We start from the raw sequence: 22,227 nt of genomic DNA on the forward strand, positions 1-22,227 counted from the left end.
CGGCGATCATTCCGACGTGGGCGGTGGTGTCATCTGGTCGTCGTACAGCAGCCGGCCGCTCGGCGTGACCACGACGCTGGAGTCGCGCAGCAGCAGGTCACGCAACTCGTCGGCGCTCATGCCGTTGAGTTCCGCGACGTCGCCGAGGCGATCGCCCAGCGCGTCGACGGCGTCCTGGCCGCTCATGGCGCGCGTGAGAACGTCTTCCTGGCCCGGGATGAAGGTGCCCTCGGCCGACGGGGTCGAGGAGGCGGCAGCGTCGGACGGAACGGCGACCGAGCCATCGCCGGGGTCGTCATCGGAGTCGCTGGTCAGCCAGACCGCGACCACCACGGCGAGCGCCACCACCACGACGGCGGCGGCGACGGCGATGACGTTCCGGCGCCGTTGCTGCGGGGCGGTGTCAGACATGTCCGTTCCTCCTTCCTGAGTCTGACGCACGAGAAGCCGCCGTGGTTTCGCGCGGACCGGTCCGGAAACGCGGACGGGGCCCGGGACACGTGGTCCCGGGCCCCGTCGCAGGGGTCGAACGTCAGCCGGTCACGCTGCGCCGGGTGCGCGCGTACAGCGCGCCGCCCAGGCCGAGCAGCAGCAGGCCGGCGGTCAGGACGAACAGGTTCGTCGACGTACCGGTGTCCGGCAGGTCGTCGCCGTCCTCGGTGCCGCCTTCGCCACCGTCGTCGGTGCCACCCTCGCCGCCGTCGTCGGTGCCGCCCTCGTCGCCGCCGGCGACGTCGACGGTGAACGACACCGGGTCGGTCTGCGCCGAGGTGACGCCGTTGATCGACTGGACCGCGGTGACCGTGCACTCACCGTTGGGGAGGTTCTGCTCGGGCGTGAACGACCAGGCGCCCTCGCCGTCGACCTCGGCCGTGCCGGACCAGGTCTCCTCACCACAGGTGATGCTCAGCTCCACGGCGGCGCCGGGCAGGCCGTCGCCGGTGAAGGTCGGCGTCGCCGTGGTGGCGGTGTCGCCGTCGACCGGCCGCACGATGGTCGGCGGGTCGACCGGGACCACGAGCGTGACCGACACGGTCTCCGGCACCTCGATGGTGCCGACCGTCTGCTGCGCGGTGATCGTCGACTCGCCGTACGGCAGGTCGGCGGTGAGCACGATGCTCCAGGTGCCCTCGTCGTCGGTGGTGCCCTCGCCGACGACCTCGTCGCCGAGCGTGAGCGTGACCGTCGAGCCGGGCTCGGCCGAGCCGGTGATCTCCACCGGCGACGGCTGCACCTCGTCGCCGTCCTCCGGCGAGATGATCGTGATCGGCGCGGCCTCGAACGCGGCGGCCGTACCGGTCACGGTGTAGTTGCCCAGGCTGCCGTACTCGGTGTAGCCGGAGCCGTTGCTCGGCGTGTTCGCCGCCGGGTCGCCCTGGCCGACGCCGCTGACCCGCACGTAGTAGAGACCGGTCTCCAGCTCGGCCTCGATCTGCGCGTTCAGGCCGGTGGCCGTGCGGTCGGTGGGCGAGCTGGCGATGTCGGTGGCCGTCTCGGGGTTGGCCTCGGCGACCAGCTCGCCGGCGGCGTCGATCAGCTCCAGCCGCAGGTCGAGATTGCTGCCGACCGTGGCGCCCTCGGCGGACACGGTGACCGGGCCGCCGCCGGTGACGATCGAGAACACGTCGCGCTCGCCGGACTGCCCGATGACGCCCGCGGCGGTGAACTCGCCGGACGAGTTGTCCAGCGCGGTGCCCTCGTCGAGGACGTCGCCGTGGTCGTCGGCCGCGTAGGCCGTGCGGCCCGCGTAGTAGAACTCCAGCGTCAGCTGGTCACCGACCTCGGAGCACGGAGTGGCGTCGGGGCCGGCCGGCTTGTACGCGGAGTCGCCGGGCTGCGGGTTGTTCGGGTCCGCGGCGTCGGTGCAGTAGACGTCGTTCCACAGCGTGTCGCCGTCGAACACCGCGACCGTCTGCAGCGTGGTGTCGGCGGTGATCTCGGCGAGGTCGTCCTGGCCGGAGTTGGTGGCGCCGGCGTAGTCGCCGGGCGACCACTGCGACAGCGGCGTGGACCACGGCGCGCCCATGATCGGGCCCCACAGCGAGGTGGGCTCGGCCAGGGTGTCGCCGTAGTACTCGTCGTCGCCGATGCCGTCGTGCGCCAGGTTCAGCGTGTGACCGACCTCGTGCGAGACGATGTTGCCGACGTCGGGGGCGTTGCTGTCGCGCGCGATGGGCGCGAAGATCATGGCCGGCGACAGGAACTCGTTGCCGAACCCGCCCACCCAGGCCCGCCCGCTGGCGTCCTCGGCCGGCGCGATGTCGGTGGTGTCGGTGACGACCGCCGTCATGCCGTACTCGCCGTCGTCCTCGGACGTCTTGTACAGCGCGTCGGCACCCGGGTCCGTGGTGGTGACGTTGACGTCGAAGGGCGCATAGTCCTCCGCCACTCGCGCCCACACCTGGTACACGTAGTCCGGGTCCGAAGCGGCCGCGTTGGCGGCCAGCTCGAACACGTCCACCTCATAGGACCGGTTCCACTCGGTGTTCTCGACGGTCGCGCCGTCGAAGTCGAGGTAGACGGTGAACGGTGCGCCCGGCTTCGAGCCGCCCGCGGGGTCACCCGGGACGTCGGCGGCCGGAGCCAGCTCGTCCGAGTGGCCGTGGTCGTCGGGTGCGCCGAACCGGTCGGTGTACGAGAGGTTGCCGCCGTTGCCGACGATGGCCTGGCCGGACTCGACCAGATCGCGGACGGCGTCGACGGCAAGGTCGGCGCGGTCGGCGGCGAGCTCCAGAGAACGGGCCACCACCTCGTCCGACTTGAGGTCTACGAGGTCAGTCAGATCATCAGTGGCGTTCGCCGGCACAGCGCCGGCGAACGCGAGTGCGCCCGTCCCGGTCACCGCCACCGCGGCCAGCAGCCGCCGCTTCAATGTGCGATTCATGAATTCATATCTCCTGAAGATTCAACGATTCTCAGGGCACATGCTCGCGGTACGGTAGCAGACCCGATTTCCGATTCGACCCCTCTCGCCGAGATCAGCTCACGGGCACCGGGGGTCGGCGGTTAGGCTCTTGGACATGCATCGCCAGGCGGCCCGGGGGCGCCGTAGAGCCTCCCAGCGGCAGACCCCCCAGAAGACCTCCCAGCCGGCTCCCCGGCGCAACGTCGCCGCGCTCGTCGCGGGTGGCATCGGCGAGTTCATGCTCACCGCGGGGGCCGTCGTGCTGCTGTTCGTGGTCTACACGCTGTGGGGCACCGGCATCCAGACCGCCAACGCGCAGGACGATCTGCGCAACCAGCTCGGCCTCGATGCCGGCCAGATCGAGAAGGACCCGATCCCGCTGGACCAGCTCGAGGTCGGCGACGCTTACGGCATCATCCGCATCCCCCGCTTCGGCGACGACTGGGAGTGGATCATCGTCCAGGGCACCGAGGACCCCGACCTCAAGAACGGCCCCGGTCACTACCTCGACACCGTCGACCCCGGGCAGATGGGGAACTTCTCCATCGCCGCGCACCGTTCCGGTCACGGCGAGCCGTTCGCCCAGTTCCCCGAGTTGCGGGTCGGCGACATCATCGAGATCGAGACCGCCACCGGCACGTACCTCTACGAACTGGACAACGCACCGAACGGCGACCCGGACGGCAACAAGATCGGCATCAGGGACAGCTGGGTGGTCGACCCTGTGCCGGGCGAGGGCGACGAGGTCGAGCCGGTCGAGCGACGCATCACGCTCACCACCTGCTGGCCGCGCTGGGGCTCGTCACACCGTATGTACGCGACCGGGATCCTGATCGGCGGAGAGGAAATCTAGACAGATGTACGCCTGGATTTGGCGGCACCTGCCGGGACCGTGGCCCCTTCGGCTGCTGATCTACCTGATCCTCATCGCCGCGATCGTCTACGCGTTGTTCATCTGGATCTTCCCCTGGGCGGAGGACGTCTTCAACATCAGCGAAGTGACCGTCGGCTGATCCGCCTCTTCCGCACAGGCCGACGGAGACCTTCAACCACAGCGAGGTCACCGTCGGCTGACGGTGACCTCGCTGAGCAGTTCTCCGGTGGGGCGGCGGTCAGCCGCCGGCCACCGCCGGGATGACCGACACCTTCGCACCCGCGGGCGTGGGCGTCCGCAGGCCGTCGGAGAAGCGCACGTCGTCCTCGTTCACGTAGACGTTGACGAAGCGGCGGATCTGGCCGGTGTCGTCGAGCACGCGCGCGCCGATGCCCGGGTAGGCGGCGTCGAGCGCGCCGAGCACGTCGGCCAGCGTCGCACCCTCGGGCACGTCGACGCTGACGTCGGACTCGCCCTTGGTGTAGGTGCGCAGGATGGTCGGGACACGTACGGCGACGCTCATGTTCAGCCTCCGTTGACGAGGCTGTGGAACGCCTCGGTAGTGGGTGCGATGGTGCCGGCGGGGCCGACCACGGACGAGACGGCGTCGAGCGTCTTGAGCCCGTCGCCGGTGTTGAAGATGACGGTCTCGGCGTCGGGGTCGAGCTTCCCCTCGCGCAGCAGCTTGGCCAGCACGGCGACGGTGACGCCACCGGCGGTCTCGGCGAAGATGCCCTCGGTGCGGGCCAGCAGCCGGATGCCCTCGACCACTTCCTCGTCGGTGACGTCCTCGACCGCGCCACCCGTGCGCCGCGCGACGTCGAGCACGTACGGACCGTCGGCGGGATTGCCGATGGCCAGTGACTTCGCGATGGTGTCCGGCCGCACCGGGCGGACGACGTCCTGGCCGGCCTTGAACGCCGCCGAGACCGGCGAGCAGCCCGTGGCCTGCGCACCGAAGATGGCCGGCGCGTCGCCCTCGACCAGGCCGAGCTCGACCAGCTCGCGGAACGCCTTGTCGACCTTCGTCAGCTGGGAGCCGCTGGCCACCGGGATGACGACCTGCTTCGGCAGCCGCCAGCCCAGCTGCTCGGTGGTCTCGTAGCCGAGCGTCTTGGAGCCCTCGGCGTAGTACGGCCGCACGTTGACGTTGACGAACGCCCAGTCGTCGTGCTCGCCGGCCAGCTCCGAGGCCAGCCGGTTGACGTCGTCGTAGTTCCCCTCGACGGCGACCAGCGTGGTGCCGTAGACGGCGCTCGTCACGATCTTCGCCTGCTCGAGGTTGCTCGGGATGAACACGTAGCTGCGGATGCCGGCCCGGGCCGCCGCGGCGGCGACCGCGTTGGCGAGGTTGCCGGTGGACGGACACGCCAGCACCTTGAAACCCAGCTCGCGCGCCGCCGCCAGCGCGACGGCCACCACGCGGTCCTTGAAGGAGTGTGTGGGGTTGGCGGCGTCGTTCTTGATCCACAGGCTCTTCAGGCCGAGTTCACGGGCCAGGTTGCCGGCACGGACCAGCGGGGTGAAGCCCGGGTCGGTGTTCGGGATCTCGGCGACGGCCTCGGGGACCGGCAGCAGGTCGCGGTAGCGCCAGATGGACCGCGGGCCGCTCTCGATGCGCTCTCGTGTGATGGAGCCGAAATCGTAGGCCACCTCAAGCGGCCCGAAGCATTCCAGGCACGCGTAGTAAGGGCCCAACTCGACGGTGGTGCCGCACTCACGACATGAAAGATGCGTGGCGCGCCCCAAGGAGGTGGTGCTGGTGACGGTCATGCTGCTGCGGACCCCTTCTCATCTCTCCCGCCTGGTCGGGCGGGCCGGAATTGGCACCGTCACCGCGTTGAACGACGCGGACGGTTGCCGGAGCTTCGACGGGCCGGTCCCTCGGCTCCTCTGGATGAGGACAACTGGTTGTCACCTTACGTGCCAGTTTTGGATCCAGGCAGCACTAATCCACGATGCGAGACAGTTTTGTATCGCATCGTGGATGATCGTCAAGTGAGCGGCGCGGCGTTGTCAGCGAGCCAGGCCGCCATGGCCGCCAACTCGGGCTTCCCCTCGGCCACGGCGATCACGAAGTCGTAGGCATCGTCCTCGGTGGGCGCGAGCAAATGGCCGTTCAGGGCGTAGAAGTCGTAGCAGAGCATCCAGCCCAAGCGCTTGTTGCCGTCGATCAGGGCGTGATTGCGCACCGCCGACTCGAGCAGCGCCGCCGCCTTGGTGTGCAGGTCGGGATAGGCATCGGCCCCGAACAGCGAGGTCCGGGGCCGGTGCACCGCCGCGTCGAGCAGGCCGAGGTCGCGCACCTCGGGCGCGCGACCGAGCGTCAGCTCCGCGATCCTGAGCGCGTCCTCGAGGGTGAGGTACTCGGTCATTCCGCGAGACGCGCCAGGAGACCGGCGTGCCGCTCGATGCCCTCGCGGGTGATCTCCTCGATGCGGCGGGCGCGCTGGGTGCGCTCGAAGCGCTCGCTGATCGCCAGCCGAGCCACTTCCTGCATCGATCGGTGTTCGAGTTCCGCCAGGCTCCGCAGGGCCTCGGTCTCTTCCTCGGTGAGCCGGAGAGTCATCGCCATGCAGCAATGATACCGCGGTGATACCGGGTCAGTCGAGGGCGGCGAGCTCGCGGAGCAGGGCCTGCACCCCGGGCGGCCCGGGGACGACGACGTCGGCGGCGGCGCGCAGCTCGGCCGAGGCCTCCTCGGCGTCGGAGCAGACGACCACGCCCTCGAGGTCCGTCGACGCGGACAGCTCGCGCACCGCGGCGACCGCGGGCAGGTCACCGAGGTCGTCGCCGGCGTAGAGGACGGCGGTGGCGCCGGTCTCGGCGACCAACGACCGGATCGCCATGCCCTTGTCGACGCCCGCCGGGCGCAGCTCGAGCACGAACCGCCCGGGCGTGACCTGCAGCCCGGCCTCGGCCGCGACGGCGTCGGCGTGCGGACGCAGCTCGGCGAGCGCGGCCGCGGGGTCGGGCGCGGAGCGGGTGTGCAGCGCGACCGAGTGGTGCTTGTCCTCGATCGTGACGCCGGGCCGGACGGAGGCCAGCTCGGCCACCCGCCGCCGGGCGAGGTCGACGCCGTCGTCGCTGGCAGGGGTGTCCAGAGCGCCGGCGGACCAGCGCTGCAGGCCGTAGTGCCCGAGCACCACGAGACCCGGCACGTCGGCCAGGCCGCCCAGGCGGACGGCGTCGGCCGCGGGCCGGCCGGTCACGACGGCGACCCGGGCGACCCGCGCGGCGACCGCCGTCAGCACGTCGGCGGTGCCGGGCAGCGCGACGGCGTTCGCGGGGTCCGCCACGATGGGCGACAGGACGCCGTCGAAGTCCAACGCTACGAGGGTGCGGTCCAGCCGCGCGGACAGCCGGTGCAACTGCGGCGTCACTGCGACTCGACCTCGTCGAGGTAGTCGTCGACGAGCACGATGACCAGGCGGGTGTCGTTGAACGGCTCGACGTTCGGCATGACGCGCCCGATCTCGGGGAACTGCGCCACCAGCGCGTCGGCCGCCTCTTCCATGCCCTCGGGCACGTAGACCGTGGTCTCCGGGACGTTGCCGGTGAACTCGCTCATCGCGGCGACCTCCCAGCCGCCCTCCTGGAACCGCTCGCTGGCGGTCTCCTCGAGCCCGGCCTCGCCGGTCTGGTTGAGCACACCGAGCGGCTCGCGGATGTCCGGGTCGGCCGTCACCGGCGCGGTCGGCTCGTCCGTCGGCGCCTCGGTGGGCGGCGCCTCGGTCTCGGGCGGCGTGTCGGTGGCCGGCGGCTCGGTGGCCGGCGGTTCGTCCTCGGTCACGTCCCCCGCCGCGACGTCGTCGGGGGAGCTGTCCTCGGTGTCGTCACCGAAATACCAGAGCAGTGCGAGGACGACCGCTACCGTGCCGACGAGCGCGACGAGCGACGGCCAGAGCCGCTGGAGTCGGTCACTCATCGTCACAGGGTCAGGAGCGTACGGCACGCGACGTGCCCGAAGCGAGGCACTCGGGTGTGTCTCCCAGACACATGCCATACGGCGCAGCGCCCAGGCGGCGCCCAGCTACGGCCGAGACCCGGGTGACATCCAGCTCTGGCGTCCTTGATCAAGATCAGCGACACTGTCGTATGGACTGGCGCGGCCGCTCATGCCTCCGCAGCGAGCGGGCGTCCCGATCGGGTGCGCAGCCGCCGCGACCGCTGCCGGCGCAGCCGCCGTACGAGCAGAGGGTCGTGGGCCAGCGCTTCGGGCTGGTCGATCAGCGCGTTCAGCACCTGGTAGTAGCGCGTCGCGGAGATTCCCAACTCGCTACGCACGGCTTGTTCCTTGGCGCCTGGGTACTTCCACCAGCGGTGCTCGAAGTCGAGGATCTCGCGCTCGTGGTCGTCCATGACAGCCATCGTAGGCAAGGGCTGTGACAACCATGCAACACAACTCGGTTACCGTTGTCGGCACGAGGAGGCCCCATTTGTCCACGACTGGAACGAGTAGTTTCGTCGTAGTCGCCAATCGGCTGCCGGTCGATCGGGTGTCGACTGCCGATGGCACGACCACCTGGCGCAGGAGCCCCGGAGGACTGGTCACCGCATTGGCACCGGTGATGCGTGCCTACGACGGTGCGTGGGTGGGCTGGACCGGCTCGCCAGACGACGCACCCGAACCGTTCTCCACCGACGACATGGACCTCGTGCCCGTGCCGTTGTCGGCCGAGGAGATCGCGCTCTACTACGAGGGCTTCTCCAACGCCACGCTATGGCCGCTCTACCACGACGTCATCGTCCAGCCGGAGTACCACCGCGAGTGGTGGGACGCCTACCGCCTCGTCAACCAGCGCTTCGCCCGGGCCGCGGCCGAGGTGGCGGCCGAGAACGCCGTCGTGTTCATCCAGGACTACCAGCTGCAGCTGGTCCCGCGGCTGCTGCGCGAGCTGCGACCCGACCTCAAGATCGGGTTCTTCCTGCACATCCCGTTCCCGCCGACCGAGTTGTTCGCGCAGCTGCCGTGGCGGCGGCAGATCCTCGAAGGGCTGCTCGGCGCCGACCTCGTCGGATTCCAGCGGGGCGGCGCGGCCAGCAACTTCGAGGCGCTGGCCGAGACCTTCACGACGGCGGCACTGCAGGGTGGTTCGCTGGTGCTCGAGGACGGCCGTGAGGTGTTCTCCCGCGCGTTCCCCATCTCGATCGAGGTCGAGGAGGTCGCGAGACTGGCCGCCGATCCCGAGGTGCGGCAGCGGGCCGCGACCATCCGCGAGGAGGTCGGGTCGCCGCAGTACATCCTGCTCGGCGTCGATCGGCTCGACTACACCAAGGGCATCGCGCACCGGCTCAAGGCGTTCGGCGAGCTGCTCGCCCAGGGCGCCATCACTCCCGAGGAAGCAGTGCTGGTCCAGGTGGCCACGCCCAGCCGCGAGCGGGTCGAGGCCTACCAGACCCTGCGCGACGACGTCGAACTGGCGGTCGGCCGCATCAACGGCGACTACGGCCGTATCGGGCACCCCGCGGTGCACTACCTGCACTCGTCGTACAACCGCGCCGAGTTGGTCGCGCTGCTGCTGGCCGCCGACGTCATGGTGGTGACACCGCTCCGCGACGGCATGAACCTGGTCGCCAAGGAGTACGTGAGCGCCCGCTCCGACCTGCGCGGCGCGCTCGTCCTGTCCGAGTTCGCCGGCGCCGCCGACGAACTCGGCGACGGCGCGTTCCTCGTCAACCCGCACGACATCGACGGACTCAAGCGCACCATGCTGACCGCCATGCGGCTCGACCCCGCCGAGGCCGAGCAGCGGATGAAGCTGCTGCGCGACCGTGTGACCAGTCACGACATCGCCCGCTGGGCCACCGAGATCCTGACCGCGCTACGGGCGATCTGACTCCGAGGTCAGCGGCGGTCGTCGCTCCCCTCCGGATCGACCTCGGTGTAGGCCAGCCAGGCCTGCGTGTCCGCGGCGTCGACCGGCTCGGGAGCGGCCGCGGGCTCGGACAGCGCGGCCAGCCGCCGCTCCGCCGCCTCGACGTTGCGCAGCTCCATCTGAGCGAGGGCCATAAGGTCGCGCAGGCCCTCGGCGCCGAAACGATCGCGCACGTTCATCACCGCGGTGGTCACCATGGGATCGACTTCGGGAGTCTGGGGCTGCAGTCGAGGGTCCATCGAGATCACTCCTGAGAAGGTTGACCGAGAGTCGGGACGTACCGTAACCCGACCGGCCCCGGAGCCGCGTGGCACCCCTGCGACGGAGTGTCACCGGCGGGCCGCCGTGACAGGATCGCGCGCCATCGACGATGATGAGGGCTGCACAGGCCAGAGTGACACGGGGGTGACGTCCGGCCTGCCCGGAGTTCACAACGTTACGGTGGTCGATTGCTCCCACGACGGTTCGCCCTCGTCCGCCACGTCGACTACACCGGTGTCTCCGGGGTCGGGGTGGTGGCCTACGGCGTCGTGTTCGCCGACGGCCACGTGGCGCTGCGGTGGGCGTCCGCCAATCCGGCCACCAGCCTGTGGAGCTCGCTCGACGACCTCGTCGCCGTGCACGGTCACGGCGACGCCACCAGCATCGAGTGGCTCGATCCCGTCTCCGACCCGTTCGCCCAGCCCATAGCGTCCCGCGGGGCCGGACGGCGAGCGCGGCGGGTCCAGCCCAGCGCCGTCGTCCCGGAGCCCGTGGTCGAGCCCGACGGCACCCGTGAGACGCGGCCGATCGAGTACGACCCGGAGCCCGACCCCGAGCCCGCCGCACCGCAGGCCGAGCCGGACCCCGAACCAGAGCCGAGTCCGCAGGCCGAGCCGGACCCCGAGCCGGAGCCCGTCGATCCCGAACCGGCGGCCGTTCATCCCGAGCCGACCGTAGTCCGGCCTGAACCAGCGGTGGTCCGGCCCGAACCGGCCGTGGTCCGGCCCGAGCCCGCGGTCCGCCCGGAGCCGGGCCGGCCCGACGGCGTGCGGCCGGAGCTGCTCGGACCCGGCCTCCCCCATCCCGAGCCGCTCCAGCCGCGGTCGCCGGCCGAGCCCGCCAGCCCGGCGGAACCGCCCCCCCAGCCGCAGCCGGCCCTGCCGTCCGCTCCGGCCACGCCCACGGACGCCGTCCCGCCGCCACCGCCGCCCGCCGACCCCGCCAGCACCAACGGCGGCCGGCCCGGACACATCCGGCTGCCGTCCCAGCGGGGGGCCGGTCGCCACCGCCGCAGCACGCCTCCGACACAATCGAGAGCGACCCTCCACATCGAGAGCGACGGATCATGACCGACGGCGCGGACCGCGACGACACCTCCCGCCGCTGGCCGCGCAGCGTTTACGAGGCCGGCAGCGAGCCCGACCCCCGGTTCACGTTCGCCAACGAGCGGACCTTCCTGGCGTGGATCCGCACGGCACTCGCGCTGCTGGCGGCCGGCATCGCGCTCGAGGCGCTGGAGATTCCCGACCACACGGCGCTGCGGCTGGTGCTCGTCGTGGCGCTGTCGGTGCTGGGCGCCTCGTGCAGCATCCTGGCGTTCTTCCGCTGGGCCCGGGCCGAGCGGGCCCTGCGCGAGTCGCGGCCGCTGCCGTCGCCCGCCCTGGCGCCGGTGCTGGCGTTCGGACTGGCCGTCGCGGCCATCGTCATCGTCGTCGTCCTGGTCGCCCCCTGACGATGGCCGAGCGGACGTACGACCACGGCGCGCAGAACGAGCGGACCGCGCTGGCATGGACCCGCACGGCGCTCGCGCTCCTGGTCGGCGTGGTCCTGGCCACCCGGCTGGCAGCCGAGCCGCTCGGGCCGGCCGCGGTGGTCTTCGGCCTGCTGGTGGCACCGGTCGCGGTGGCGATCCTGCTGCTGGCCAGGCGGCGCTACCAGCGCTCGAACGAGGCGCTGCACGCCGACCGCGCGCTGCCCGACGGCAAGCTCCCGGGGATGGTCGCAATGGTCACGCTGCTGCTCGCGGTCCTGGAGATCGCCTACGCGCTGGCCTGACCGTCCGGACGGCTGGCTACGGCGCGACGGCGGCCCGGACGTAGCCGCCGGCGGCCGCGAGCCGGCGGCGCGCCTCGTCGGCGTCGACGCCGGTCAGCAGCATGACCGTCGCCGTCTTGGTCTCGTCTCCGGCGGAGCGCAGCGCCGCGGCGACGGCCGCCGCGGACTCGCCGGTGGCCTCCTGGACGATCCGCTGGGCCCGGCGGCGCAGCTTGTCGTTGCTGGCCCGCACGTCGATCATCAGGTCGCCGTGGGTGTGCCCGAGCTGCACCATGACCAGCGTCGAGATGGTGTTGAGCACCAGCTTGGCCGCGGTACCGGCCTTGAGCCGGGTGGAGCCGGACACGACCTCCGGCCCGGTGAGCGCCTCGACGGCGATGTCGGACGCGGCCGCGATCGGCGAACCGGCATTGTTGACGACGGCGACGGTGAACGCGCCGGCCTCGCGAGCGGCGGCCAGCGCGCCCAGCACGTACGGCGTCCGCCCGGACGCACTCGCCGCGACGACGACGTCGTCCGGCGCCGGCTTCAGCGCCGACAGGTCGGATCGGCCGCCGTCGAGGTCGTCCTCGTCGTGCTCGGCCGCCGAGCGCACCGCGCCGAAACCACCCGCCATGACGGCGACCACCTGGCGCTCGTCGACGCCGAACGTGGGGCCGCACTCGGCGACGTCGAGGACGGCCAGCCGGCCGGGCGTGCCGGCGCCCACCTCGATCAGCCGGCCGCCGCGGCGCAGCCGGGCCACCGTCGCGTCGATGGCCGCGACGAGCTGGTCGCGGGTCGCGGCGACGGCGTCGACGGCCACCCGGTCCTGCTCGGCCATGAGGTCGACCTGCTCGCGGGTGCTGCGCAGATCGAGGCCGGCAGCGGCCGGCAGCCGGCCCTCGGTGGCCAACTGGTCCAGTTCGGAGTTCGTCACTCGGCCGTCCTCGCCGGCCTGCGGGCCGGCTGCAACTCGACACGGAACTGATAGCGGTCGCCACGGTAGACGGACCGGACGAACTCGACGACACGGCCCCCGGTGTCGCGGGAGATGCGCTCGAAGAGGAACGCCGGCGAGTGCAGCGGGACGCCGAGCAACTCCGACTCGGTCTCGTCGGTGACGGTCGCCTCGATGGTCTGCACGCCGCCGGACAGCTCCAGCCCGTACACGTCGTGCAGCAGCTCGTAGAACGACCCGTCGGCGAGCATCATGCCGTCGAGCCCGGGCGCGATGCTGCGCGGGACGTGCAGCGTCTCGACCGCCATCGGCGCGTCGTCGGCCAGCCGCAGCCGGGTCACCCGGACGACGCTCTCGCCCGGCGAGATCTCCAGCCGGCGGCCCAGCGGGGCGCCGGCCAGCACGTCGTCGACGGCGAGCGTGCGGCTGGACGGGACGGAGCCGCGCTGGCGCATGTCCTCGGAGAACGACGTGACCGCGAGGCCCTGGGCGATCTTCGGACCGGCGACGAACGTGCCGGCGCCCTGGCGGCGGACCAGGCGGCCCTCGCGAACCAGTTCCTCGACGGCCCTGCGCAACGTCATGCGCGAGACGCCGAACCGCGGCGCCAGCGCCCGCTCCGCCGGTAGCGCGTCGCCGACGTTCAGCTCGGCGACCAGGTCGAGGATCTCGTCCCGGATCGAATGGTATTTCGCCACGCCCGCACCCCCTGTAGACGTATCGGGCAAAGTCTTCCAGACTTGGGGCCCATATTGGTCTAGTCCAACGAGGAGGACCAGCGTGAGCCGACGTCGTCGCAGGCTTACCGTCATCGTGGCACTCGTCCTGGCCATCGCCGCGGCGCCGTCCGCCGCGGCCGATCCGGCCCCCGAGCAGGAGCAGTGGCGCGGCTACTGGGTCGACGCCTTCAACGAGGGCATCTACACCCCCGCGCAGGTCGAGGAGCTGGTCGGCGACGCCTTGGAGGTCAACGCGAACGCGCTGATCGTCCAGGTGGCCCGCCGCTACGACTGCTTCTGCAACCGGGCCGACTACCCGCGCACCGACGCCGCCATCGCGCCGGCGCCGTACGACCCGCTGGACGAGGTCATCGAGCAGGCGCACGCCGCCGGGCTCGAGGTGCACGCGTGGGTCAACTTCGGCACGCTGTGGAACTCCGCGACGCCGCCGCGCTCGCCCGAGCACGTCTTCAACACGCACGGCCCGAGCGCCACCGGGGCCGAACGCTGGCTCAACCGGCGCGTCGACGGCACCGAGCTGGTCGGCGCCAACAGCTTCCTCGACCCCGCGAACCCCGCGGCGCGCGACTACGTGGTCGGCGCGATCCAGAGCATCGTCCGCGAGTACGACGTCGACGGCATCAACCTCGACTACATCCGCTACCCCGACCACAACTCGACCACCACGCACAGCGACTGGGGTTACAGCGAGACGTCGATCGCCCGGTTCCAGGCCGCCACCGGCCGCACCGACGTGCCTGTGCCGTCGGACGCGGAATTCACCGAGTGGCGGCGCGAGCAGATCACCAGCATCGTGCGCCGCATCTACCTCGGCATCTTCGAGATCGACCCGACCGTCCGGCTGAGCAACGACGGCATCACCTACGGCTTCGGCCCGCAGAGCGTCGGCGGCTGGGAGCAGACCCGCACGTACGCCGAGGTGCTGCAGGACTGGAAGGGCTGGCTGGACGAGGGGATCATCGACACCGTCGTCGCGATGAACTACAAGCGCGAGTGGATGCCCGACCAAGCGCAGATGTTCGCCGAGTGGAACGAGGTGCTGGCCGACTGGCAGGGCGACCGGCAGACGGTCTCCGGCCCGGCGCTCTACCTCAACGAGGTCGACGACAGCGTCCAGCAGGTGCGCGACCTGCTCACGCCGACAGCGGCCGGCAACACGGTCGCCGGCTGGAGCGGCTACTCCTACGCCAACGCGTCGCTCACCGCGGCCAGCGGGTCGGCGCAGGTGAAGGACGCCGAGCGGGCCGCGCTGGCCGCCGCGCTCACCACCGGACCGGACGCCCCGTTCGCCGGCGATGCCGCCGTCCCGTCGATGCCGTGGAAGGACGACCCGGCGACGGGGAACGTGGCCGGCACGCTGCGGCTGCGCACCGGCGCCGCGCTCGACGGCGTCACCGTCACGCTGGAGCCGGTGGCCGGCAGCGGCGAGACGCGAACGCAGGTCAGCGACGGCTCCGGCTGGTTCGGCTTCGTCGACGTGCCGCCCGGCGTCTATCTCGCCCGCTACGACCTGCCCGATCGTGTCGTGGGGGCGCCGCTCAGCGTGGTCCGCGTCCGAGCCGGCGAGCTGACCGGCACGCGCACGCCGCCGTTCATCCCGCTGCCGTAACCCGGTGGTGGGGCGTCCGCGTGCGGTTCACCGCTTGGCCGCCGTTGGCCGTCGTGCGGCCGTTGGCCGTCGTGCGGCGGTTCGCCGTCGTGCGGCGGTTCGCCGTCGTGCGGCGGTTCGCCGTCGTGCGGCGGTTCGCCGTCGTGCGGCGGTTCGCCGTCGTGCGGCGGTTCGCCGTCGTGCGGCGGTTCGCCGGTGTGGCCACGTTGGCCGTCCCCCTGCTGCCCATTTTCTTAGCCGCGGCACCGCGCCTCAAGCGGACCCAGTGGCGCTTCGCGCGATGGGTGACCGCTTGACCCGCGGCATGGCGGTCTAAGAACGGGCAGCTATCAGGGGGACGGGGGAAGTGCGGGCAGAGCCCGCCCGGTGCACCGTTCGCCGGTGCACTGTTCGTGTCGGCGGCGTGGTCGCGGCTGCCCGTTGCCCGTTGGCTGGTCTTCGATAGCCGGAGTGCCGTTTTGTGTGCCGGTGGTGGGCTGATCGCGTGGTTCTGGCTATCGAGGTCGGCCCGGGTCGGCGGCGTCACTCGCGTGGCGGGCACCTCACCCGCCGTAGCGCCGCATGGCGGCCGTCGGCGGCGGCTATGCGGTCCTGGCGCGGGTGAGGTGCACCCGGCCCGCGTGAAGACCGTCCCGCCAGCTGTTGATCATGGAGAAATCGGGGTTCCGGCGCACTGGGAACCCCGATTTCTCCATGATCAACTCGGTGGTGGGGTGCCACAACGGGCCGAGGCGACAGCAGCGAACCCCGAGGCGTGCCCAGACTCCCCCGTCCCCCTGATAGGTGCCCGTTCTTGGCCGGGAGTGCGCGGGTCAAGCGGACCATTCGCCCGCGCGAAGCGCCAATGGGTCCGCTTGAGGCGCGTGCTTCCGGCTAAGAGAATGGGCGCCAGGGGGACGGCGAACGCGGCATACCCGGCCAACGGTCGGCCAGTCAACGAGAAGCCAAGCCGACCAGTGCGCAGACCAGGCCGGCCGACACGTGGGCCAGGCCGGCCGGCGCGTGCACCGGTCCGACGGGCCGGCTGCCAGGCGCTGCGACCCGGGGTGACGCCCTATCCTCGGGACCATGAGCAGCTTCGGCGCCGTCGGCGCGCGACTCTACGCCTGGCTCAACCGCCACCCGGAGACGAACCGGACGGTGGTCGACCTCGCCGACCCGCGCGCCGGCGAGCCGGTCCTGGAGGTCGGCTGCGGGCCGGGGGTCGCGCTCGAACTGGCCGCCCGGCGCGCCGGCGCCGAGCACGTCGCCGCGGTCGACCCGTCCGAGACGTTCGTCGCGATGGCCCGCAAGCGGGTGCCCGGCGCCGACGTCCGGGTGGCCGGCGCCGAGGACGTCCCGTTCGCCGACGGCTCGTTCGCGGTCATCTACACACTCGCCTCGATGCACCACTGGGACGACCGCGACGCCGGGCTGGCCACGCTCACCGCGAAGCTGGCGCCGGGCGGCCGGTTGCTGCTCGCCGAGCGGCTGCTCGACCGCCCCGGGCACGGCATCACGCCGGCGCAGATCGGCGACGTGGCGGACCGGCTGGCGGCCGTCGGGCAGACCGGCGTCGAGACGGTCGAGCGACGGGTCGGCCGCAAGACGGTCGCCGTCATCGTGTCGGAGCGACCGCTCGCGGCTTGACATGGAATGCGGTTGCACGTTGTCGTCGAACCATGACGACGGAATGGCCGGTCCTGCGCCGGTACGACGCCGACCACTCGCTGCGCATCGCGCTGCCGCTCGGCGGCATCGGCACGGGGACGGTCTCGCTCGGCGGCCGCGGCGACCTGCGCGACTGGGAACTGCGCAACCAGCCGGCGAAGGGCTTCGCGCCGCGTGACAGCTTCTTCGCCATCCGCGCGGGCGACGCCGTCCGGGCGCTGGAGGGGCCGATCGACCCGGTCCTGTACGAGGGCTGGGAGGGCGCCGCGGTGCCCAACCACAGCCTGCCGCGGTTCGCTCGGTCGGAGTTCCTGGCCGCCTACCCGCTCGGCCAGGTCCTGCTGACCGATCCGGCCGTGCCGGTGACGGTGCGGCTGCAGGCGTTCAACCCGCTGGTCCCGGCCGACGTCGAGGCCAGCTCACTGCCGGTCGCGGTGCTGCGGTACGCCGTCACGAACACCGGCGCCGAGCCGTTGGACGTCACCGTCGCCGGCAGCGTCCGCAACCCCGGTGAGCAGCCGAGCAACGAGGGCCGCGGCCAGGGCGTCCTGCTCCGGTCCGGCGGTGACGAGGACGCCGAGCGCTGGGGCTCGCTGGCGCTGGCCGTCCTCGACGAGGACGACGTCACGGTCCGCACGACGTGGGCCGGATCCAGCTGGGGCGGCCCGCTGCTGGACTTCTGGGACGACCTCGCCGCCGACGGCCGGCTGGACGAGCGGCCCGCGGACGGCGAGCCGGTGGCCTCCGTCGCCGCGCTGCGCACGCTCCGGCCGGGCGAGACACACGCGTTCACGTACCTGCTGACCTGGCACTTCCCGAACCGCCGCGACTGGCGCGGCGAGACGATCATCGGCAACCACTACACGTCGCTGTACGAGGACGCCTGGGACGTCGTCACGGCGACGGCGCCGAAACTGGCCGACCTCGAGGACCGTACCGTCGCCTTCGTCGAAGCACTGACCGGCAGCGACCTGCCCGCCGTCGTGGTCGAGGCGGCCCTGGCCAACGTCAGCACGCTGCGCTCGCCGACCTGCTTCCGCACCCCGGACGGCCGGTTCTACGGCTGGGAGGGCTGCCACGACGACAGCGGAAGCTGCTACGGCAACTGCACGCACGTGTGGAACTACGAACACACGACGCCCTACCTGTTCGGCGAGCTGGCCCGGTCGATGCGCGAGCTGGAGTTCGGGTACGCCACCGGCGCCGACGGTCACATGAGCTTCCGGCTGGAGCTGCCGCTGGACCGGTCCCGCGAGCACGGCGTGGCCGCTGCCGACGGTCAGATGGGCTGCCTGGTGAAGCTGCACCGCGAGTGGCTGCTCAGCGGCGACGACGAGCTGCTGCGCTCGCTGTGGCCGGCCGCCCGGCGAGCGCTGGAGTTCGCCTGGATCCCCGGCGGCTGGGACGCCGACCGCGACGGCGTCATGGAGGGCTCCCAGCACAACACCATGGACGTCGAGTACTTCGGGCCGAATCCGCAGGTCGGGACGTGGTATCTGGCCGCGCTGCGGGCCGGCGAGGAGATGGCCCGGCACCTCGGCGACGACGCGTTCGCCGCCGACTGCGCGGACCTGTTCGCTCGCGGCAGCGACTGGATCGACGCCCACCTGTTCAACGGCGAGTACTACCGGCACGAGATCCGCCCACCGGGCAGCGAGGACGCCATCGCGCCGGGGCTGCGGCTGCCCGGCATCGGTGCCCGCGACCTGACCGAGCCGGAGCTGCAGATCGGCGACGGCTGCCTCACCGACCAGCTGGTCGGCCAGCACGTCGCCCGGCTCACCGGGCTCGGCGACCTGCTCGACACCGGCCACGTGCGCACGACGCTGCGCAGCATCCTGCGGCACAACGACCGCACCGCGCCCGGCGCCCCGTTCAACCCCAAGCGCAGCTACGCGCTGGCCGGCGAGCCGGGCCTGCTGGTCGCGTCGTACCCGCACGGCAACCGTCCGGCCCGGCCGTTCCCGTACTTCGCCGAGGTGTGGACCGGCCTGGAGTACACCGCGGCGATCGGCCTGTTCCAGGCCGGGCTGACCGACGAGGCGGTCCGGGTCGTCGAGGCGGTGCGCAGCCGGTTCGACGGCCGCCGACGCAACCCGTTCGACGAGGCCGAATGCGGGCACCACTACGTGCGTGCGATGGCCGCCTGGGGCACCGTCACCGCGCTGACCGGCTTCGGGTACGACGGCGCCCGCGGCACGCTCCGCTTCGCGGCCGCGGACCTGACGGACGGCCCCGTCACGTGGTTCTGGGCGAGCGGCGACGCCTGGGGCACGGCGACCCAGGCGCCGTCTGACGACGGCGTGCGAGTGAGCGTGGCGGTGCGCGGCGGCCGGTTGCGGGCGGACACGCTGACGATCGACGGGATCGGCACCGCGCCGCTGCCCGGCCGCGTACTCTCAACCGGTGAGACCGCCGATGCAACCGTAGGCGGTCATCGGATGTCATAGCCATAGTGAGCACCCGTGTCGAGATCGATCTGCTCGGCCCGATGCGCCTGCGGGCGGACGGGCGGCTGGTCGACGTCACCACCGGCCGGCTGCGAGCCCTGATCGCCGTCCTGGCACTGTCGGCCGGGCGCACCGTCACCGTCGCGCAGCTGATCGAGACACTGTGGGCCGAGAACCTGCCGGCCAGCCCGCGGCGCAGCGTCCAGACCTACGTCACCCGGCTGCGCACGCTGCTCGGCCCGGACCTCATCGCGACCAGCGCCACCGGGTACCTGCTGCACGCCGAGCCCGACGCCGTCGACGTGCTCCGGTTCCAGCGGCTGCTCGAACGGGCCGACGGCAGCGCCGACCCGCTGCGGCAGCGGGCGCACCTCACCGAGGCACTCGCGCTGTGGCGGGGCCGGCCGTTCGACGACGTCGAGTCGGCCTGGCTGGCCGGCACCGAGGCGCCGCGGCTGGCCGAGCGGTACCTCGCCGCGCAGGAGCGGCGCATCGCCCTCGACCTCGAGCTGGGCCGCCCGGCCGACCTCGTCCCGGAGCTGCGCGAGCTGACCACCGCGCACCCCCTGCGCGAGCCGGCGTGGGCGTTGCTGCTGGAAACGCTGGAGCGGTCCGGCCGCCGGGCCGAAGCCCTGGCACAGTACGAGCGGGTACGCGCCCGGCTCTCCACCGAGCTGGGCGTCGAGCCCGGCCCGCGGCTGCAGACGGTGTACGCGCGGCTGCTGGCGCAGACGCCGGCCCGGCGCATGCCGCCCTCGGTGCGCCGCACGCCCCGCCAGCTCCCCGCCGACGTGCCCGACTTCGTCGGCCGCGCCGACGCGCTGGCACTCCTGGACCACGCGGCCGCCACGTCCCCCGTCGCCACGGTGTCCGGCACGGCGGGCGTCGGCAAGACGACGCTGGCCGTGCACTGGGCACACAGCATCTCCGACCGGTTCCCCGACGGCCAGCTCTACGTCAACCTACGCGGCTTCGATCCCGACCGGCCACCGGTCGACCCCACCGACGCCATTCGCGGCTTCCTCGACGCGCTGCGGGTGCCGCACGAGCTGATCCCCGCCGACACCGACGGCCAGGCCGCTCTCTACCGCAGCGTGCTGACCGGCCGGCGGATGCTGGTGCTGCTCGACAACGCCCGAGACGCGCGGCAGGCGCGCCCGCTGTTGCCCGGCTCGGCCGACTGCCTGACCGTCGTGACCAGCCGCGACCAGTTGCTCGGGCTGGCCGCGACGACCGGCGCCCGGTCGGTCACGCTGGACCTCCCGCCGGTCGCCGACGCGCGCGAGTTGCTGGTCCGGCGCATCGGCGACCGCGCCGCGACCCAGCCCACGATCGTCGACGAGCTGGTCACGCTGTGCGCACGGCTGCCACTGGCGCTCGCCGTCGCCGCGGCCCGGGTGGCCGAGCAACCGGAGTCGCTGGAGTACCGGGTGGCGGAACTGCGGGCGGCCGGCGGCGGTCTGGAGGCGTTCGCCGCCGACGACGCCACCATCGACCTGCGCTCGGTGTTCTCGTGGTCCTACGACGGCCTGAGCGGACCGGCGGCGCAGCTGTTCCGGCTGGTCGGCTCGGCCCCTGGACCCGACATCGGCACCGCCGCGGCGGCCGCGCTCGCCGGCCTCGACACCGACGCCGTCCGCCCGCTGCTGAACGAGCTGACCCGCGCCCACCTGCTCGCCGAGGCACTCCCGGGCCGATACGGCGCACACGATCTGCTGCGCGCGTACGCCGCCGAGCTGGCCGGCGCCGGGCCCGGGGAGCCGACGCCGGCGCTGCGCCGGCTGCTCGACCACTACCTCGCCACCGCGCTGGCGGCCAGCCGGCCGCTGCGCTCGGACCGTGAGACGTTCGAGCCGGTGCCGCCGCCGACGGCCGGCCCCGAGGTCGCCGAACGGATCGCCGGTCCCGAGGCCGCACGGGCCTGGTTCGCCGCCGAGCGGCGCACGCTGGTGGCGGCAGTCGACACCGCGGCCGACCGCGGGTACGCGGAGCATGCGTGGCAGCTGGCCTGGGCCCTCACCATCGACCTCGACTGGCGCGGGCGCTGGCGCGACATCGCCCAGGTGAACAGCTCCGCGCTGCTGGCCGTCCGGGTCCTGGACGACACCGAGCCGGTGGCGCACCTGCACCGGCTGCTCGGCCGCGCCTACGGCTACCTCGACCGCAACGACGACGCCGACGCGCACCTGCAGCGCGCGCTGGCGCTCTACGCCGCCCGCGGCGACCTGATCGGGCAGGCCCGGACCCTGCGGTCGCTGGGCGTGGTGAAGGAGCGCACCGGACGGCACGAGGAGTCGCTGGACCACGACCTCGCCGCGCTCGAGTTGTTCCGGCGCATCGGCCAGCCGGCCGGGCTGGCGGGGGCGCTGAACGCCGTCGGCTGGGGACACGCGATGCTCGGGCGCTGCCAGCGGACCCTGGAGTTCGCCGGACAGGCACTGGAGATCCTGCGCGGGCTGGACGACCGGCTCGCCGAGGCGGCCACCTTCGACACCCTCGGCTTCGCCCACCACCAGCTCGGCGCCTACGACCGCGCCGTCGACTGCTTCGAGCGCGCGCTGGACCTGCTGCGCGAACTGGACGGGCCGTACTACGAAGTGGTCACGCTACGGAAGCTCGCCGACAGCCACGAGGCGGCCGGCGACACCGCGGCGGCCGCGCAGGTGCGTCAGCAGGCCGTGGCCGCCCTGGACGAACTCGGCGAGCGTGGCACCGAACGGCTGCGGGCTGAACTGACCGCGCAGGTCACTGAGCCGGACGGGTCTCCGGGTCGGCCGGGGCGGCAGCCGGCGTCTCGGTAGCGGGCTGGGCCGGGGCCGGCTGCGCGGCGCTGGCCTGCGCGTTCGGCGTCTGCGGCTGCTGGGCCGGCGGCGGGTTCACGATGACGGCGTTGGACGCGTCGCTGTCGGCCGGCTTCGACATCTCGGTCTTGAAGATCTTCAGCGACTGCCCGATGCCGCGAGCCATCTCCGGCATCCGCTTCGCGCCGAAAAGCAGGAAGATGACGATGAGGCCGATGATCAGCTCAGGTGTACCGATGTTAGGCATTGAGTCACTTCTTCCCTGACAGGTACCGGTCCTCACCATCGTACGCCTCCGGCCCAGCGGGTATGGTTGGCGCCGTTCGCGAGATGCCGGATCAG

The 22,227-nt window shown here is 72.3% G+C and carries 24 protein-coding genes and 1 riboswitch; of the genes, 11 read left to right on the top strand and 13 right to left on the bottom strand.

Annotated features, from left to right (window positions below):
• Positions 1–6: 6 nt before the first annotated feature.
• The gene (locus DZA62_RS14305) at positions 7–411 is read right to left on the bottom strand and encodes a hypothetical protein (RefSeq protein ID WP_116949578.1); all 405 of its coding nucleotides are present in this window, start codon (positions 409–411) and stop codon (positions 7–9) included.
• 121 nt (positions 412–532) lie between these two features.
• Positions 533–2,884, bottom strand: coding sequence for an Ig-like domain-containing protein (locus DZA62_RS14310; protein WP_157987678.1), 2,352 nt, complete (start codon positions 2,882–2,884; stop codon positions 533–535).
• A gap of 136 nt (positions 2,885–3,020) precedes the next feature.
• On the opposite strand from DZA62_RS14310, the gene DZA62_RS14315 reads away from it, so the two are divergent.
• Together DZA62_RS14315 and DZA62_RS36370 are read left to right on the top strand one after the other, a co-directional pair.
• A complete protein-coding gene (locus tag DZA62_RS14315; RefSeq protein WP_116949580.1) occupies positions 3,021–3,758 on the top strand; it encodes a class E sortase in 738 nt (245 codons plus the stop codon).
• A 4-nt stretch (positions 3,759–3,762) separates the two neighbouring features.
• Entirely contained in the window at positions 3,763–3,918 is a 156-nt protein-coding gene (locus DZA62_RS36370; RefSeq protein WP_198663761.1) for a hypothetical protein, read from the top strand.
• A 99-nt stretch (positions 3,919–4,017) separates the two neighbouring features.
• Here the strand turns inward: DZA62_RS36370 and DZA62_RS14320 are convergent, their stop codons facing one another.
• The 7 genes from DZA62_RS14320 to DZA62_RS14350 all read right to left on the bottom strand — a co-directional run bounded on the left by DZA62_RS14320 (position 4,018) and on the right by DZA62_RS14350 (position 8,150).
• Entirely contained in the window at positions 4,018–4,302 is a 285-nt protein-coding gene (locus DZA62_RS14320; RefSeq protein WP_116949581.1) for a ubiquitin-like small modifier protein 1, read from the bottom strand.
• A gap of 2 nt (positions 4,303–4,304) precedes the next feature.
• Entirely contained in the window at positions 4,305–5,552 is a 1,248-nt protein-coding gene (gene thrC / locus DZA62_RS14325; protein ID WP_116949582.1) for a threonine synthase, read from the bottom strand.
• Between the two features lie 15 nt (positions 5,553–5,567).
• Positions 5,568–5,683: riboswitch (SAM riboswitch) on the bottom strand.
• Positions 5,684–5,773: 90 nt separating this feature from the next.
• Positions 5,774–6,154 carry a type II toxin-antitoxin system death-on-curing family toxin gene (locus DZA62_RS14330; RefSeq protein WP_116949583.1) on the bottom strand — a complete coding sequence of 127 codons (381 nt, stop codon included), beginning with the start codon at positions 6,152–6,154 and terminating at the stop codon, positions 5,774–5,776.
• Positions 6,151–6,354 carry a ribbon-helix-helix protein, CopG family gene (locus DZA62_RS14335; RefSeq protein WP_198663762.1) on the bottom strand — a complete coding sequence of 68 codons (204 nt, stop codon included), beginning with the start codon at positions 6,352–6,354 and terminating at the stop codon, positions 6,151–6,153. The genes DZA62_RS14330 and DZA62_RS14335 overlap by 4 nt, the downstream gene beginning before the upstream one ends.
• Positions 6,355–6,382: 28 nt before the next feature.
• A complete protein-coding gene (otsB, locus tag DZA62_RS14340) occupies positions 6,383–7,162 on the bottom strand; it encodes a trehalose-phosphatase (protein WP_198663763.1) in 780 nt (259 codons plus the stop codon).
• On the bottom strand, positions 7,159–7,707 hold the full coding sequence (locus DZA62_RS14345; RefSeq protein ID WP_116949584.1) for a LytR C-terminal domain-containing protein: 549 nt from the start codon (positions 7,705–7,707) through the stop codon (positions 7,159–7,161). Before DZA62_RS14345 ends, otsB begins: the two co-directional genes overlap by 4 nt.
• A gap of 188 nt (positions 7,708–7,895) precedes the next feature.
• A complete protein-coding gene (locus DZA62_RS14350; protein ID WP_116949585.1) occupies positions 7,896–8,150 on the bottom strand; it encodes a DUF3263 domain-containing protein in 255 nt (84 codons plus the stop codon).
• Between the two features lie 23 nt (positions 8,151–8,173).
• On the opposite strand from DZA62_RS14350, the gene DZA62_RS14355 reads away from it, so the two are divergent.
• Positions 8,174–9,619 carry an alpha,alpha-trehalose-phosphate synthase (UDP-forming) gene (locus DZA62_RS14355; protein ID WP_116949586.1) on the top strand — a complete coding sequence of 482 codons (1,446 nt, stop codon included), beginning with the start codon at positions 8,174–8,176 and terminating at the stop codon, positions 9,617–9,619.
• Positions 9,620–9,627: 8 nt separating this feature from the next.
• Here the strand turns inward: DZA62_RS14355 and DZA62_RS14360 are convergent, their stop codons facing one another.
• Entirely contained in the window at positions 9,628–9,831 is a 204-nt protein-coding gene (locus DZA62_RS14360) for a hypothetical protein (protein ID WP_157987679.1), read from the bottom strand.
• A gap of 276 nt (positions 9,832–10,107) precedes the next feature.
• On the opposite strand from DZA62_RS14360, the gene DZA62_RS36375 reads away from it, so the two are divergent.
• From DZA62_RS36375 to DZA62_RS14375, 3 genes are read left to right on the top strand one after another with little or no spacing between them, the layout of a single operon-like run.
• Entirely contained in the window at positions 10,108–10,989 is an 882-nt protein-coding gene (locus DZA62_RS36375; RefSeq protein WP_198663764.1) for a hypothetical protein, read from the top strand.
• Positions 10,986–11,372: a YidH family protein gene (locus DZA62_RS14370; protein WP_116949588.1), complete on the top strand. Its 387-nt coding sequence runs from the start codon at positions 10,986–10,988 to the stop codon at positions 11,370–11,372. The genes DZA62_RS36375 and DZA62_RS14370 overlap by 4 nt, the downstream gene beginning before the upstream one ends.
• 2 nt (positions 11,373–11,374) lie before the next feature.
• A complete protein-coding gene (locus DZA62_RS14375) occupies positions 11,375–11,695 on the top strand; it encodes a DUF202 domain-containing protein (RefSeq protein ID WP_116949589.1) in 321 nt (106 codons plus the stop codon).
• Between the two features lie 16 nt (positions 11,696–11,711).
• On the opposite strand, the gene DZA62_RS14380 is transcribed toward DZA62_RS14375, so the two are convergent.
• Positions 11,712–12,614, bottom strand: coding sequence for an N-acetylmuramic acid 6-phosphate etherase (locus DZA62_RS14380; protein WP_116949590.1), 903 nt, complete (start codon positions 12,612–12,614; stop codon positions 11,712–11,714).
• Positions 12,611–13,333 carry a GntR family transcriptional regulator gene (locus tag DZA62_RS14385; protein WP_198663765.1) on the bottom strand — a complete coding sequence of 241 codons (723 nt, stop codon included), beginning with the start codon at positions 13,331–13,333 and terminating at the stop codon, positions 12,611–12,613. Before DZA62_RS14385 ends, DZA62_RS14380 begins: the two co-directional genes overlap by 4 nt.
• A gap of 82 nt (positions 13,334–13,415) precedes the next feature.
• Here DZA62_RS14385 and DZA62_RS14390 point away from each other — a divergent pair, with 82 nt between their 5' ends.
• From DZA62_RS14390 to DZA62_RS14410, 5 genes are all read left to right on the top strand, one after another.
• Positions 13,416–14,984: a family 10 glycosylhydrolase gene (locus DZA62_RS14390; protein ID WP_116949592.1), complete on the top strand. Its 1,569-nt coding sequence runs from the start codon at positions 13,416–13,418 to the stop codon at positions 14,982–14,984.
• Between the two features lie 20 nt (positions 14,985–15,004).
• Positions 15,005–15,280, top strand: coding sequence for a hypothetical protein (locus DZA62_RS14395; protein WP_116949593.1), 276 nt, complete (start codon positions 15,005–15,007; stop codon positions 15,278–15,280).
• Between the two features lie 772 nt (positions 15,281–16,052).
• Positions 16,053–16,613 carry a class I SAM-dependent methyltransferase gene (locus DZA62_RS14400; RefSeq protein ID WP_116949594.1) on the top strand — a complete coding sequence of 187 codons (561 nt, stop codon included), beginning with the start codon at positions 16,053–16,055 and terminating at the stop codon, positions 16,611–16,613.
• Positions 16,614–16,645: 32 nt separating this feature from the next.
• Positions 16,646–19,084 (top strand): GH116 family glycosyl-hydrolase, encoded by a 2,439-nt coding sequence (locus DZA62_RS14405; RefSeq protein WP_116949595.1) that lies wholly within the window; start codon positions 16,646–16,648, stop codon positions 19,082–19,084.
• Positions 19,085–19,089: 5 nt separating this feature from the next.
• Positions 19,090–21,885 (top strand): AfsR/SARP family transcriptional regulator, encoded by a 2,796-nt coding sequence (locus tag DZA62_RS14410; protein WP_116949596.1) that lies wholly within the window; start codon positions 19,090–19,092, stop codon positions 21,883–21,885.
• Here DZA62_RS14410 and DZA62_RS14415 read toward each other — a convergent pair.
• Positions 21,830–22,132, bottom strand: a complete 303-nt coding sequence (locus DZA62_RS14415; RefSeq protein WP_198663766.1) for a twin-arginine translocase TatA/TatE family subunit — start codon at positions 22,130–22,132, stop codon at positions 21,830–21,832. The two genes, DZA62_RS14410 and DZA62_RS14415, sit on opposite strands and share 56 nt — an antisense overlap.
• Positions 22,133–22,227 lie beyond the last annotated feature (95 nt).

It is taken from the genome of Jiangella endophytica (assembly GCF_003427025.1).
Taxonomy (GTDB): Bacteria; Actinomycetota; Actinomycetes; order Jiangellales; family Jiangellaceae; genus Jiangella; species Jiangella endophytica.

What these genes read in the sequence shown, in the direction of transcription:
- DZA62_RS14370 (WP_116949588.1), top strand. Translation starts at nt 10,986, where the DNA reads ATGACCGACGGCGCGGACCGCGACGACACCTCCCGCCGCTGGCCGCGC.
- DZA62_RS14330 (WP_116949583.1), bottom strand. Translation starts at nt 6,154, where the DNA reads ATGACCGAGTACCTCACCCTCGAGGACGCGCTCAGGATCGCGGAGCTG.
- DZA62_RS14355 (WP_116949586.1), top strand. Translation starts at nt 8,174, where the DNA reads ATGCAACACAACTCGGTTACCGTTGTCGGCACGAGGAGGCCCCATTTG.
- DZA62_RS14315 (WP_116949580.1), top strand. Translation starts at nt 3,021, where the DNA reads ATGCATCGCCAGGCGGCCCGGGGGCGCCGTAGAGCCTCCCAGCGGCAG.
- DZA62_RS14375 (WP_116949589.1), top strand. Translation starts at nt 11,375, where the DNA reads ATGGCCGAGCGGACGTACGACCACGGCGCGCAGAACGAGCGGACCGCG.
- DZA62_RS14350 (WP_116949585.1), bottom strand. Translation starts at nt 8,150, where the DNA reads ATGGCTGTCATGGACGACCACGAGCGCGAGATCCTCGACTTCGAGCAC.
- DZA62_RS14345 (WP_116949584.1), bottom strand. Translation starts at nt 7,707, where the DNA reads ATGAGTGACCGACTCCAGCGGCTCTGGCCGTCGCTCGTCGCGCTCGTC.
- DZA62_RS14305 (WP_116949578.1), bottom strand. Translation starts at nt 411, where the DNA reads ATGTCTGACACCGCCCCGCAGCAACGGCGCCGGAACGTCATCGCCGTC.
- DZA62_RS14415 (WP_198663766.1), bottom strand. Translation starts at nt 22,132, where the DNA reads ATGCCTAACATCGGTACACCTGAGCTGATCATCGGCCTCATCGTCATC.
- thrC (WP_116949582.1), bottom strand. Translation starts at nt 5,552, where the DNA reads ATGACCGTCACCAGCACCACCTCCTTGGGGCGCGCCACGCATCTTTCA.
- DZA62_RS14400 (WP_116949594.1), top strand. Translation starts at nt 16,053, where the DNA reads ATGAGCAGCTTCGGCGCCGTCGGCGCGCGACTCTACGCCTGGCTCAAC.
- DZA62_RS14405 (WP_116949595.1), top strand. Translation starts at nt 16,646, where the DNA reads ATGACGACGGAATGGCCGGTCCTGCGCCGGTACGACGCCGACCACTCG.
- DZA62_RS14320 (WP_116949581.1), bottom strand. Translation starts at nt 4,302, where the DNA reads ATGAGCGTCGCCGTACGTGTCCCGACCATCCTGCGCACCTACACCAAG.
- DZA62_RS36370 (WP_198663761.1), top strand. Translation starts at nt 3,763, where the DNA reads ATGTACGCCTGGATTTGGCGGCACCTGCCGGGACCGTGGCCCCTTCGG.
- DZA62_RS14335 (WP_198663762.1), bottom strand. Translation starts at nt 6,354, where the DNA reads ATGGCGATGACTCTCCGGCTCACCGAGGAAGAGACCGAGGCCCTGCGG.
- DZA62_RS14310 (WP_157987678.1), bottom strand. Translation starts at nt 2,884, where the DNA reads ATGAATCGCACATTGAAGCGGCGGCTGCTGGCCGCGGTGGCGGTGACC.